The sequence below is a fragment of the Pantoea sp. X-Soil-OKNW-713 genome (genome assembly GCF_059730685.1).
This window is the reverse complement of sequence record NZ_AP035995.1, coordinates 3,227,023-3,239,323: the sequence shown is the minus strand read 5'-3', so window position 1 is coordinate 3,239,323 and position 12,301 is coordinate 3,227,023. Positions and strand designations below refer to the sequence as shown.

The window sequence follows — 12,301 nt, the reverse complement described above, 5'->3', positions numbered from 1 at the left end:
GGTGCGTGGTACGCACCCGTTGCTCATCAGGCTGACTGGAGGTAATCCAGCACGATGTCGTGGTGGTTAGACGTTTTGAAATCGTCGAACACCTTCTCCACCTTGCCATTACCATCAATCAGGAAGCTGATGCGGTGAATGCCGTCGTAGGTTTTACCCATAAAGGTTTTCTCACCCCAGACGCCAAACTGTTCGCATACCTGATGGTCTTCATCAGACAGCAGCGTAAAGTTCAGCAGCTCTTTTTCGGCAAAACGCGATAGCTTCTCCGGTTTGTCAGTGCTGATACCCAGCACTTCCACACCGACCTTTTTCAATTCATCCATGTTGTCGCGCAGGCCGCAGGCCTGTACGGTGCAGCCCGGCGTCATGGCTTTCGGGTAGAAATAGACCAGAACGCGCTGTCCCTGGAAGTCGGCCAAATTTACTTGTTCGCCATCCTGATCGGGCAAGCTAAATTTCGGTGCGGTATCACCGGCTTTCAGTGGATTCATCACAACTCTCCATTTTTTTCTTCATGCTGTGGGTAATACACCATCAGGGCCAAAAGTGCCAGGTGGAGTTTACCGTCAGGGTTATTTCCGCACACTGTTTATCCAATCCGGACAGAGTGTGTGACGAAATAACCCGGAGGTCGCATCAGTGCGGTACGGCATCATCCGCCACGCTATATAAGCGAATCGTACCCTGGGCGTGCAGTTCCTGACAGAGTTGATTAAACGCCGGTTCGATGCGCGCGCCTTCAGCGCTGTGCGCCGTCATCTGAATATACAGGGTAGGCGGTACGCCATCCTGCGCCGGTTGAATGCGCGAAACCAACTCCGCGATGTTCATTTGATGTTTATCGAACAGGTCGGTAAACCGCTCGATGATATGCGGGGAATCCGGAACTTCAACCTGAACCCAGACGGTGGCCGGCATTGGTGGCGTGGCGCGCGCATTGGTGCGCTTCATCACGATCAACAACTCCAGCTCAGCCCCTTTCATCGGCAGGGTGGATTCAATCAGGGTAATGGCATTCCAGCTTCCGGAGAGCAGCATAATAAAGGTGAATTCATCACCGAGCATCGCCAGGCGACTGTCTTCGATGTTGCAGCCGCAGCTGCTGACATGGCGGGTGATGGTATTCACAATACCCGGACGATCAACGCCCAATGCGGTGATCACCAGATGGTGAGGCTGTGGCTGCGACAAAATGACATTTCCTGTGTGTTCGCTAATAACCATAAGGTAAACATAAAAAAAACTGCTGACAAGCGCGGGAATGGCGTGGCTCGCTTGCTTTTCCCACAGCGTAAAACGTACCATGAAGCACTTGTTTGTCGAGGGGATCGCCCATGTTCACCGGAAGTATTGTTGCGCTCGTAACGCCAATGAATGACAAAGGCAATGTCTGCCGCGCGAGTTTGAAAAAACTGATTGATTATCATGTCGCCAGCGGCACCGCGGCGATTGTTTCTGTTGGCACCACCGGCGAATCAGCCACCCTCAGCCATGAAGAGCATGGCGATGTGGTGATGATGACCCTCGAACTGGCCGATGGCCGTATTCCGGTGATTGCCGGAACCGGCGCAAATGCCACCGCTGAAGGGATCTCGCTCACCAAACGCTTTACCGGCACCGGTGTGGTGGGTTGCCTGACCGTGACCCCGTATTACAACCGTCCGACGCAGGAAGGCTTGTTCCAGCACTTCAAAGCGATTGCGGAAAGCACCGATCTGCCCCAGATGCTGTATAACGTGCCTTCACGTACCGGTTGCGACATGCTGCCGGAAACCGTTGCGCGTCTGGCCGAAATCAAAAATATTATCGGAATCAAAGAGGCAACCGGGAACTTATCGCGGGTTAGTCAGATCCAAGAGCTGGTTGATGATGAATTCATTCTGGTAAGTGGCGATGACGGCACCGCGCTGGACTTCATGCAACTGGGCGGTAAAGGCGTTATTTCGGTCACAGCCAACATTGCGGCTCGTGAAATGGTTGAACTGTGCGCACTGGCGCAGCAGGGCAACTTCGCCGAAGCGCGTCGCCTGAATCAGCGTCTGATGCACCTGCACCAGACGCTTTTCTGTGAACCCAATCCTATCCCGGTGAAATGGGCCGCGAAACAACTAGGATTAATCGCGGATGACACGCTGCGTTTGCCAATGACGCCGCTGACCGAAGCCGGTCAGAGCAAAACGGCGCAGGCATTGATCAAAGCGGGTCTGCGATAATTAGGGAGAATCAATGCGTTATACAGTGAAGCGCTCGACGCTGGCGACTGTGGTGGGTTTGTCCACCCTGATGCTGCTGTCAGCTTGTTCCAGCGATCAGCGTTATAAGCGCCAGGTCAGTGGTGATGAATCTTACTTGCAGGCGCCTGAACTGCATGATTTAAAAGCCCCGGCGGGAATGATTCTGCCTGTGCAGAATGGTGATTATGATGTACCGCACGCCGTTGCCAAAGGCGCGGTAGGTAAAGAACTGGATATTCGTCCGCCTGCTCAGCCGCTGGCGCTGATGAACGGTACACGCGCGCAGTTCACCGGCAATACCGGTGTTCTGGCAGTGGAAAGCAGCCGTGGCTCCATCTGGTCTCAGGTGGTGAACGTGGTGCAGTCGTACAAATTCCCGATCGCCCAGCGTGATGATGCTGCCCAGCAGCTGACCACCGATTGGGTGCAGTGGAACCGTGCGGATGAAGACAACCAGTATCGTGGCCGTTACCAGGTCAGCGTGCAGAATCAGGGCTATCAGCAGGTGCTGACGGTGCGTCTGCTTGAGCTGCAACAGTCAGGCCAGACGGTGACGACGCCGGTTCAAATCCAGCGCTACACCGCGCAGATGTTGAACGACCTCAGCACCGGTATGGATAAGATCGATACCGCAGCTCAGGATGCCGCAGCCGGTCGTGGTGTAGGCCAGATTGCCGTTCAGAGTGGTGCTGATGACACTGGCTTGCCGTTGTTGATTCTGCGTTCGCCGTTCAACCTGACCTGGCAGCGTCTGCCAGCGGCGCTGAAGCGCGCAGGCATGGAAGTGACCGACAGCAACCGCTCGCAGGGCAGTCTGAACGTCACCTACAAGCAGCCGGGCAGTGGCGCGTGGGATGACATTGGTGCGAAAGATCCGGGCTTACCGAACGGCGATTATAAATTGCAGGTCGGTGATCTCGATAACCGCAGCAGCCTACAGTTCATTGATCCTAAAGGTCATGTGCTGACCCAGTCGCAGAATGATGCGCTGGTGGCGGTGATGCAGGGCGCACTGAACAAATAAATTGCCTCAGGCCGGAGAATATCCGGCCTTTTTTTTGAGATTTTGGCATAATAGCGCCCGGCGAGGTAAACGATTGCGTATTGCCGCCGTGCAGTGGGCAACCGCTGTTGAACACGGGTTCTTTCATGTTTGGAGTTAACAAGATGCAAAAGCGAGCTGAGTTGTATCGCGGTAAAGCGAAAACCGTATACAGCACCGACAATCCGGATCTGCTGGTACTTGAATTCCGCAACGATACGTCAGCAGGAGACGGTGCACGAATCGAGCAGTTTGATCGCAAAGGAATGGTGAACAACAAATTCAACCATTTCATCATGACCAAATTGCAGGAAGCGGGCATTCCGACCCAGATGGAAGCGCTGCTGTCGGATAACGAAGCGCTGGTGAAAAAGCTGGAGATGGTGCCGGTGGAGTGCGTGGTGCGCAACCGTGCGGCAGGGTCACTGGTTAAACGTCTGGGCGTGGAAGAGGGCATGTTGCTCAATCCGCCGCTGTTTGATCTCTTCCTGAAAGATGACGCCAAACACGACCCGATGGTGAACGAATCTTACTGCGAAACCTTTGGTTGGGTGAGCAAAGAGAATCTGGCGCGCATGCGTGAGCTGACCTACAAAGCGAACGACGTGCTGAGCAAAATGTTTGATGACGCCGGTCTGATCCTGGTCGACTTCAAACTGGAGTTTGGTCTGTTCAAAGGCGAAGTCGTACTCGGCGATGAGTTCTCACCAGACGGCGCACGTCTGTGGGACAAAGAGACGATGGACAAAATGGACAAAGACCGTTTCCGTCAGAGCCTCGGCGGCCTGATCGAAGCCTATGAAGAAGTGGCGCACCGTCTGGGCGTGAAACTGGATTAATCTGCACCATTCCGCCACATGTTGCACGCCTCCCTCTCCCATCTTGTGGGAGAGGGCTGGGGTGAGGGCATCCATCGACATCTATTCCCCCCACAGCGCGATAAATCGCGCCGTTACGCGCTGGTGCTTCCTCCTGCCGCCATCTAAAATCATGCAAAGCCAATTTTGATCAAAACAGGAGCATGCCATGCGCTGGCAGGGACGTCGCGAAAGCGACAATGTGGAAGACCGACGCGATCAATCGCCGGGCTACGGCGGTGGTCGACAGATCCGGCTGCCGCGTGGTAAAGGCGGCATCATCCTATTAATCATCGTGGCGGTGGCCGGTTACTACGGCTATGACCTGACGGCGCTGCTTGAAGGCGGCGGCAATCTGACGCCCACCACGCAACAACAGCGTCAGGCGAAACCGGCACAGGATGAAGCGGCAAAATTCACCTCGGTGATCCTGGCGACCACTGAAGATACCTGGGACAAACTGTTTCAGCAGATGGGCAAACAATATGTGCCGCCAAAACTGGTGATGTATCGCGGTGCCACGCGCACCGGCTGCGGTACTGGCCAGTCGGTAATGGGACCTTTCTACTGCCCGGCGGATCAGACCGTCTACATCGACTTGTCTTTTTACGATGACATGAAAACCAAACTCGGCGCGGGTGGCGATTTTGCACAGGGCTACGTGATTGCGCATGAAGTGGGTCATCATGTGCAGAAATTGTTGGGGATTGAACCCAAAGTGCGTCAGATGCAGCAGGGCGCCAGCCAGGCGCAGGTTAATCAATTATCGGTGAAGATGGAACTCCAGGCCGACTGCTTTGCCGGTGTCTGGGGCCATTATATGCAGCAACAGAACATCCTCGAAGTGGGGGATTTGCAGGAAGCGCTGAATGCGGCGGAGGCGATCGGTGATGATCGCTTGCAACAAAAAAGCCAGGGGCGGGTGGTGCCTGATAGCTTTACCCACGGTACGTCGCAGCAGCGTTATACTTGGTTCAAACAGGGTTTTGACAGCGGCAACCCTGGTCAATGCAACACCTTTGCCAGCAAAGGATGAACCTGCGTGAAGTCAGTACGGCGATGCAGCGGGCAGGCATTCGCCGTCTGTGCGTGATCAGCGGCAGCAGCGCATGGACGAGCCAGCAGACTGCCCAGTGGCGCAGCACCTTAGCAGGTGACTGGCTATGCATCAGCGAACAAACCGATCTCAGCGCGACATCCCATGCCCCAGCGGCGTTACGCACGTTGCTGGGACGGGAATTCCTGCACGCTATTTTTGATGCCCGTCATGGCTTCCATGCCGAAGCGTTTGCCGCGTTGGCGGGTACCCTGAAAGCCGGAAGCTGGCTGTTGTTGTTGACGCCGCCGTGGCAGGCATGGGCCAGCCAGGCGGATGCCGACAGCCTGCGTTGGGCGGATGTCTCCGTCGCGATCGCCACGCCGCATTTCACCCGTCAATTACAACAGAGCATGCTTGATGATCCCCAGGTGATGTTGCTGCGGGAAGGCTATCCCGCGCGTGCACCGCAGGCGATCGCCGGGCCGGAGTGGCACTGTCGGGCGCCGCAACAACAGCAGCGTATCCTGCAACAATTACTGGCCATGCCTGCCGGGGTGGCGGTCATCACCGCGGCGCGTGGGCGTGGCAAATCTGCGCTGGCGGGTATGCTGGCGCGGGAAAAACGCCCCAGCCTTGTCACCGCCCCCGCGAAAGTCTCCACCGACGTGCTGGCGCAGTTTGCCGGTGAGCATTTTCAGTTTATCGCCCCGGATGCGTTATTGGCGATCAATCCTCCTCCACAGGCGGAGTGGCTGATTATCGATGAAGCGGCGGCGATTCCGGCACCGCTGCTTGCAAAGCTGGTGGCACGCTTTCCGCGTGTGTTACTGACGACCACGGTACAGGGTTATGAAGGGACCGGGCGCGGTTTTATGCTGCGCTTCTGTGCCTCATTGTCGGATGTACATTATTTCGCGCTGGATGAGCCACTGCGCTGGTCGCCGCACGATCCGTTAGAAGCCTGGCTCAGTCATGTCCTGTTATTTGAGGATGCGCAGGAGAGTGCGCCGCCGTCTGCGATCTCGCTGTTTCCCGCCTCGCCGGAACAGCATGCCGAAGCCCTGGCTGCGGGGTATCGCTTGTTAGCCAGTGCCCACTATCGTACTTCGCCGCTCGACTTGCGGCGGATGCTGGATGCTCCCGGTCAGCGTTTCTGGCTGGCGGGTACGCCAGACAACGTTCAGGGGGCGTTGTGGTTGGTAGAGGAAGGTGGGCTGGATCCCGCGCTGGCCTGGTCGGTATGGGCCGGGTTGCGTCGTCCCCGTGGAAACCTGGTGGCACAATCGCTGGCCGCCCATGCCGGTTTCGTTGAGGCTGCGACCTTGCGATCGCGACGCATCAGCCGTATCGCGGTGATGGCGGCGCAGCGGCAGCGTGGTATTGGAACCGCGTTGGTCGCGACGGCCCGTCAGCAAGCGCAGGGTTGCGATTATCTCTCGGTGAGTTTTGGCTATACCGAGGCCTTGTGGCGTTTCTGGCAACGCTGCGGCTTTACCCTGGTACGCATCGGTTCACAGCGCGAAGCCAGTAGCGGATGTTACGCCGCGATGGCGATGCTGGCACTGACGCCAGCAGGCGAAATGTTGCAACAGCGGGCGGCTCGCAGGTTGGCGCGTGACTGGCCGTGGCTGCAACAGTTGATTGAACTGAATCTGCCGCTGGAGCCGGAGGGGGAGCAGCAACCCGATGACGATGATCTGGCGTTGCTGGCCGGTTTTGCCTGGGCACAACGTCCGTGGGAGGCCAGCTACGCGGCTTTGCAGCGCCTGGTACGACAACATCCACAGCCGTTGTTGCACGCCATACTTGTGCAAAAACAAGCGCTGAGTCAGGTGGGGAGTGGCGGGCGCAAAGCCTTGATGGCGCAGCTACGGGCTGAGGCGGCTCAGGCGCTGGCAGACAGGGATGCCAGTGCGGCATCTCACTGGCAACAACGGCTCACGTCATTGCAATAAATCCATTATCTCATTCAAATTTTCCCAATATCACTGTGCTCACAGCGGCGTATAGTGATCACAGGAGGATATTATGGCACTACATTATGTGATTGTTCAGCAACCGAGCACCGACCCCGCGCAGCTGTTTCTGCTGTACCACGGTGTCAACGATAACCCGGACTCGATGGCGCAGATCGGGAGCTGGTTTGCGCGTGCCTTCCCGGAAGCGCTGGTGGTGGCGGTGGGGGCACCCTTGCCCGGCAACGTACCGCAGGGGCGTAAATGGTATGCCGAAATCCCGGCGCACGATCGTTCCGAACAGCAGGGCGTCGATGGGGCGATGCCGGAATTTATTGAATCGGTGCGCCACTGGCAGCAACAAAGTGGGGTCCGACCGGAAGCCACGGCGCTGATTGGTTTCTCGCAGGGCAGCACCATGGTGCTGGAAGGCGTGAAGGCCCAGCCGGATCTGGCCGGACGCGTGGTGGCGTTCAGTGGACGTTACGTGACGTTACCGGAACGCGCCAGTACCCGTACCACTATCCATCTGATTCACGGCGACTATGATGATCAGATCCCGATGCAGCATGCTGAGGACGCGGCGCAGCGTTTAACGGCGTTAGGTGGGGACGTCACGCTGGATATTGTGGAGGATTTGCCACATGCCATCGACGATCGCAGTATGGAACTGGCGTTGAATCATCTGCGCTATACCGTGCCGCGTCGCTACTTTGACGAAGCGCTGAGCGGCGCGAAACCCGGCGATGATGATGTGGTGATGATGGTGTAACCAATAGCCCCGTAGCGGCGCGATTTATTGCGCGGTTTGGTGCGGCTTGCTCCCTCATCCCGACCTTCTCCCGCGAGCGGGAGAAGGGGATGTGCAAGATGGGGTAACGGTTATTTTTTCTTGGGCCAGTCGTCGTCATCGTCCCACTTGTCGTTGAAATCACGATGTGGCGGCAGATCCGGTTTGTTTTCCATAAATTTTTTATGGTCGATACGTTTCAGGTCTTTGTAGACGTTCATCAAAATACCGACCATCAGCAGGATCACCAGGATCCACCAATACTCTTTCAACCATTCCATTTGCCCACTCCTTATGCGTGTCTCAGGCGATCAGCTGTTCCATGATGCGCTGATACATACGGCTCAGCATCTGCAAATCTGACGCCTTCACGCATTCATTGATTTTATGAATGGTGGCGTTCACCGGGCCGAGTTCCACCACCTGCGCCCCCATGCGGGCAATAAAACGTCCGTCAGAGGTGCCGCCGGTGGTCAGCAACTGCGGCTTGATTTCATTATAGTGTGCCACCGCGTTCACCACGGCATCCACCAGCTTGCCGCGTGACGTCAGGAACGGCTGACCGGAAAGATTCCACTCCAGCGTGTAGCGTAACTGGTGGCGATCCAGCAGAGCGGCAACACGCTCACGGATCATCTGGTCGGTCAGTTCGGTACTGAAGCGAAAGTTGAACTGAACGAAAAATTCGCCAGGGATCACGTTGTTGCTGCCGGTGCCTGCCTTGACGTTGGCAATCTGCATGCTGGTTGGTGGGAAGAATTCATTCCCCTGATCCCACTCGGTGGCCACCAGTTCATTTAACGCAGGCATGGCGCGATGCACCGGGTTATCCGCCAGATGCGGGTAAGCCACATGCCCCTGCACGCCGTGAATGGTCAGATTAGCGGTGATGGAGCCGCGACGGCCATTTTTCACCACATCGCCGACCACTTCGGTGCTGGATGGCTCACCCACCAGGCAGTAGTCCATGCGTTCATTGCGCGCCATCAGGCGTTCAACCACCTTCACCGTGCCGTTAACGGCGCTGGCTTCTTCATCGGAGGTGATCAAAATGGCCAGACGCCCCTTATGATTGGGATGGGCCGCAACAAAGCGTTCTGCCGCCACCACCATCGCCGCCAGCGATCCTTTCATATCGGCAGCTCCGCGACCAAACAACATGCCGTCACGAATGGTGGGTTCAAACGGGGGATTAATCCAGCGGTTAGCATCACCGGGCGGCACCACATCGGTATGACCGGCAAATGCCAGGGTTTCACCCTCACCACGCGTTGCCCAGAAGTTAAGGGTATCGCCAATGTGCATCGGCTCCACCTGGAAGCCAATCGCCTCCAGTCGGGCAATCAGCAGCGCCTGACAACCCGCATCATCCGGGCTGAGGGAAGGGCGGCGAATCAGCTGCTGAGCCAGCTCAATAACCGGACAAAACATGTTATGACTTCTCCTGGATAAACGCGTGATAAAGGGATTCATTAAAGCCCACCAGCAGGTCGCCATTGGCCGCCGCCAGCACCGGGCGTTTGATGATGGCAGGTTGCGCCAGCATCAGGGCTTTGGCGCTGTCAGCATCCTGTACCGCTTCGCGTTCTGCTTCCGGCAGTTTGCGCCAGGTGGTGCCACGGGTATTGAGCAAAGGCTCATAACCCAGCGTGTCAATAAACGACTGCAACAGCGCATCGTCCACGCCATCTACCCGATAATCATGGAAGCGATAATCAATGCCAGAAGCCTCTAAATATCGGCGGGCTTTTTTAATGGTGTCACAATTTTTAATGCCGTAGAGCTGGAACATAGTATTTGACTACTCTTTTAGCGTGAAGATGGATTGCGTGGTCGGCCAGGGATTGTAACAAGGTTGCCAGACGGGATAACAGCGATCTTGTATCCTCACTGGCAATTAAGCGCAGGCCCACTATTGTATAAAGATAATAACTATCAAATCGTTTGATCTAAATGAGTATTACCTATCAATTGAGGTGTTTTAATCTAGTCGCAAATTAAAAAAGCGGAGAGCAACATGAGCAATTCAAACGAAACAAACCCGACAGCAGCCAAATGCCCCTTTCATCAGGGTGCAGACCTGCCTGCTGCGGGGGGCGGAACCAACAACCGTGACTGGTGGCCCAAGCAGTTGCGTGTCGATTTACTGAATCAGCATTCCAATCGTTCGAATCCCCTCGGTGAAGACTTCAACTATCGTGAAGCCTTTAGCCAGCTTGACTATTTTGCCCTGAAAGCCGATCTGAAAGCGCTGCTCACCGACTCTCAACCCTGGTGGCCTGCCGACTGGGGTAACTATGCCGGTTTGTTTATTCGTATGGCCTGGCATAGCGCGGGGACTTACCGTATGACCGACGGGCGCGGTGGTTCCGGTCGCGGTCAGCAGCGCTTTTCGCCGCTGAACTCCTGGCCGGATAACGTCAGCCTGGATAAAGCGCGCCGCCTGCTGTGGCCGGTGAAACAAAAATATGGTCAGAAAATTTCCTGGGCTGACCTCTATATCCTCGCCGGTAACGTGGCGCTGGAAAATGCGGGTTTCCGCACCTTCGGTTTCGGTGCCGGACGTGAAGATGTCTGGGAACCGGATCTGGATGTGAACTGGGGCGATGAAAAAACCTGGTTGGCCCATCGCCATCCAGAAGCGCTGGCAAAAAATCCCCTCTCAGCCACCGAAATGGGTCTGATTTACGTCAACCCGGAAGGTCCGAACGCCAGTGGCGATCCGGCCTCGGCGGCACCTGCTATCCGTGCCACCTTCGGCAATATGGGTATGGATGATGAAGAAACCGTGGCGTTGATCGCCGGTGGTCATACGCTGGGTAAAACCCACGGTGCCGGTGCTGCCAGCCATGTCGGTGCTGAGCCGGAAGCGGCTCCGCTGGAATCTCAGGGCTTTGGCTGGCAAAGCAGCTACAACAGCGGTGTCGGTGCGGATGCCATCACCTCGGGCCTTGAAGTGGTCTGGACGCAAACGCCGACCCAGTGGAGCAACTACTTCTTCGAGAACCTGTTCAAATATGAGTGGGTGAAAACCCATAGCCCGGCGGGGGCAATTCAGTACGAAGCCGTGGATGGACCGGATATCATTCCAGATCCCTTTGACCCGGCGAAAAAACGTAAGCCGACCATGTTGGTGACTGACCTGACGCTGCGTTTTGATCCGGAGTTCGAGAAGATCTCGCGTCGTTTCCTGAACAATCCGCAGGCATTTAACGAAGCCTTTGCCCGCGCGTGGTTCAAACTGACTCACCGCGATATGGGGCCGATTGCACGTTACTTAGGCCCGGAAGTGCCGAAAGAAGCACTGATCTGGCAAGATCCGCTGCCGAACCCGTCACACAATCCAACCGCAGCCGATATCGACAACCTGAAAACGGCGATTGCCGATTCCGGTCTGACCGTAGGTGAGCTGGTTGCGGTGGCCTGGGCTTCCGCTTCGACTTTCCGAGGTGGTGACAAACGTGGTGGTGCCAATGGCGCACGCGTGGCTCTGGCACCACAGAACAGTTGGGAAGTGAATGCCGGTATCCAGCCTGCGCTGGCGAAACTGAAAGCGATCCAACAGGCCTCCGGTAAAGCATCGCTGGCGGATGTGATTGTGCTGGCCGGTGTGGTCGGTGTTGAGCAGGCGGCGCAAGCGGCGAATGTTGCGGTTAAGGTGCCGTTCACTGCCGGTCGTGTCGATGCCACCCAGGAGCAGACGGATGTCGAGGCATTTGCCCTGCTGGAGCCGGGGTACGATGGTTTCCGTAATTATCAGCGTGCAGGCACTACGCAAGAGGCGGAAACGCAACTGATTGATAAAGCGCAACAACTAACCCTGACCGCACCGGAAATGACGGCACTGGTAGGTGGCTTACGTGTGCTGGGTGCCAACTTTGATGGTAGCGAACACGGCGTGTTTACCGCCAACAAAGGCGTGTTGAGCAATGACTTCTTTGTCAATCTGCTCGACATGGGGACCGAATGGAAAGCGGTAGATCAGGCGAAAGGTCTGTACGAAGGGCGTGACCGTAGCAGCGGCGTCGCTAAATACAGCGCCACCCGTGCTGACCTGGTGTTTGGTTCTAACGCGATTCTGCGCGCGCTGGCGGAAGTGTATGGCAGCAGCGATGGCCGTGAGAAGTTTGTGCATGACTTTGTGGCTGCCTGGACCAAAGTGATGAACCTTGATCGTTTCTGATGCTTAAAGTGGACTTCCGGGGCGACCCGGAAGTCTGGATCTTATGTGTTCGTAGCAGCGCGATAAATCGCGCTGTTTTTGTTTTTCCCCCTGTTGCGCGATTAATCGCGCCGCTACTCAACAGGATATATTCAGGACCAGTAACCGCTTTCATTAACGTCCTGAATAGTTCCCTTCCGTACCATAAGCCTGATCAGA

Annotated in this window: 12 protein-coding genes; 7 read left to right on the top strand and 5 right to left on the bottom strand. The window is 56.3% G+C overall.

Annotated features, from left to right (window positions below; all coding sequences use genetic code 11):
• Nucleotides 1-26: 26 nt before the first annotated feature.
• Both bcp and AC6I8R_RS15165 read right to left on the bottom strand, forming a co-directional pair.
• Nucleotides 27-494: a thioredoxin-dependent thiol peroxidase gene (bcp, locus tag AC6I8R_RS15170; RefSeq protein ID WP_021184306.1), complete on the bottom strand. Its 468-nt coding sequence runs from the start codon at nt 492-494 to the stop codon at nt 27-29.
• Nucleotides 495-639: 145 nt separating this feature from the next.
• Nucleotides 640-1,194 carry a glycine cleavage system transcriptional repressor gene (locus AC6I8R_RS15165; protein ID WP_021184305.1) on the bottom strand — a complete coding sequence of 185 codons (555 nt, stop codon included), beginning with the start codon at nt 1,192-1,194 and terminating at the stop codon, nt 640-642.
• A gap of 143 nt (nt 1,195-1,337) precedes the next feature.
• Between AC6I8R_RS15165 and dapA the strand changes: the two genes are divergently transcribed.
• The 6 genes from dapA (at nt 1,338) to ypfH (ending at nt 7,902) form a co-directional block, all read left to right on the top strand.
• Nucleotides 1,338-2,216 carry a 4-hydroxy-tetrahydrodipicolinate synthase gene (dapA, locus tag AC6I8R_RS15160; protein ID WP_013510033.1) on the top strand — a complete coding sequence of 293 codons (879 nt, stop codon included), beginning with the start codon at nt 1,338-1,340 and terminating at the stop codon, nt 2,214-2,216.
• A gap of 13 nt (nt 2,217-2,229) precedes the next feature.
• Nucleotides 2,230-3,261, top strand: coding sequence for an outer membrane protein assembly factor BamC (bamC, locus tag AC6I8R_RS15155; protein WP_021184304.1), 1,032 nt, complete (start codon nt 2,230-2,232; stop codon nt 3,259-3,261).
• Between the two features lie 143 nt (nt 3,262-3,404).
• A complete protein-coding gene (purC, locus tag AC6I8R_RS15150) occupies nt 3,405-4,118 on the top strand; it encodes a phosphoribosylaminoimidazolesuccinocarboxamide synthase (protein ID WP_013510031.1) in 714 nt (237 codons plus the stop codon).
• Between the two features lie 187 nt (nt 4,119-4,305).
• On the top strand, nt 4,306-5,172 hold the full coding sequence (gene ypfJ / locus AC6I8R_RS15145) for a KPN_02809 family neutral zinc metallopeptidase (RefSeq protein ID WP_415174758.1): 867 nt from the start codon (nt 4,306-4,308) through the stop codon (nt 5,170-5,172).
• Entirely contained in the window at nt 5,169-7,130 is a 1,962-nt protein-coding gene (locus AC6I8R_RS15140) for a tRNA(Met) cytidine acetyltransferase TmcA (protein ID WP_497832540.1), read from the top strand. The genes ypfJ and AC6I8R_RS15140 overlap by 4 nt, the downstream gene beginning before the upstream one ends.
• A gap of 73 nt (nt 7,131-7,203) precedes the next feature.
• A complete protein-coding gene (gene ypfH / locus AC6I8R_RS15135; RefSeq protein ID WP_497832539.1) occupies nt 7,204-7,902 on the top strand; it encodes an esterase in 699 nt (232 codons plus the stop codon).
• Nucleotides 7,903-8,012: 110 nt separating this feature from the next.
• Here ypfH and AC6I8R_RS15130 read toward each other — a convergent pair whose 3' ends face one another.
• Genes AC6I8R_RS15130 through AC6I8R_RS15120 form a run of 3 tightly spaced genes read right to left on the bottom strand, consistent with a single transcriptional unit; the run spans nt 8,013 to nt 9,712 of the window.
• Nucleotides 8,013-8,201, bottom strand: a complete 189-nt coding sequence (locus AC6I8R_RS15130; protein ID WP_208723844.1) for a YpfN family protein — start codon at nt 8,199-8,201, stop codon at nt 8,013-8,015.
• Between the two features lie 22 nt (nt 8,202-8,223).
• Nucleotides 8,224-9,351: a succinyl-diaminopimelate desuccinylase gene (gene dapE / locus AC6I8R_RS15125; protein WP_497832538.1), complete on the bottom strand. Its 1,128-nt coding sequence runs from the start codon at nt 9,349-9,351 to the stop codon at nt 8,224-8,226.
• A gap of 1 nt (nt 9,352) precedes the next feature.
• The gene (locus tag AC6I8R_RS15120) at nt 9,353-9,712 is read right to left on the bottom strand and encodes an ArsC family reductase (protein ID WP_021184298.1); all 360 of its coding nucleotides are present in this window, start codon (nt 9,710-9,712) and stop codon (nt 9,353-9,355) included.
• 225 nt (nt 9,713-9,937) lie between these two features.
• Here AC6I8R_RS15120 and katG point away from each other — a divergent pair, with 225 nt between their 5' ends.
• Nucleotides 9,938-12,103: a catalase/peroxidase HPI gene (katG, locus tag AC6I8R_RS15115; protein ID WP_021184297.1), complete on the top strand. Its 2,166-nt coding sequence runs from the start codon at nt 9,938-9,940 to the stop codon at nt 12,101-12,103.
• Nucleotides 12,104-12,301: the final 198 nt, after the last annotated feature.

Coding starts and splice junctions, on each gene's coding strand:
- bcp (WP_021184306.1), bottom strand. CDS start 494: ATGAATCCACTGAAAGCCGGTGATACCGCACCGAAATTTAGCTTGCCC.
- dapA (WP_013510033.1), top strand. CDS start 1,338: ATGTTCACCGGAAGTATTGTTGCGCTCGTAACGCCAATGAATGACAAA.
- bamC (WP_021184304.1), top strand. CDS start 2,230: ATGCGTTATACAGTGAAGCGCTCGACGCTGGCGACTGTGGTGGGTTTG.
- purC (WP_013510031.1), top strand. CDS start 3,405: ATGCAAAAGCGAGCTGAGTTGTATCGCGGTAAAGCGAAAACCGTATAC.
- ypfJ (WP_415174758.1), top strand. CDS start 4,306: ATGCGCTGGCAGGGACGTCGCGAAAGCGACAATGTGGAAGACCGACGC.
- AC6I8R_RS15140 (WP_497832540.1), top strand. CDS start 5,169: ATGAACCTGCGTGAAGTCAGTACGGCGATGCAGCGGGCAGGCATTCGC.
- ypfH (WP_497832539.1), top strand. CDS start 7,204: ATGGCACTACATTATGTGATTGTTCAGCAACCGAGCACCGACCCCGCG.
- AC6I8R_RS15130 (WP_208723844.1), bottom strand. CDS start 8,201: ATGGAATGGTTGAAAGAGTATTGGTGGATCCTGGTGATCCTGCTGATG.
- dapE (WP_497832538.1), bottom strand. CDS start 9,351: ATGTTTTGTCCGGTTATTGAGCTGGCTCAGCAGCTGATTCGCCGCCCT.
- AC6I8R_RS15120 (WP_021184298.1), bottom strand. CDS start 9,712: ATGTTCCAGCTCTACGGCATTAAAAATTGTGACACCATTAAAAAAGCC.
- katG (WP_021184297.1), top strand. CDS start 9,938: ATGAGCAATTCAAACGAAACAAACCCGACAGCAGCCAAATGCCCCTTT.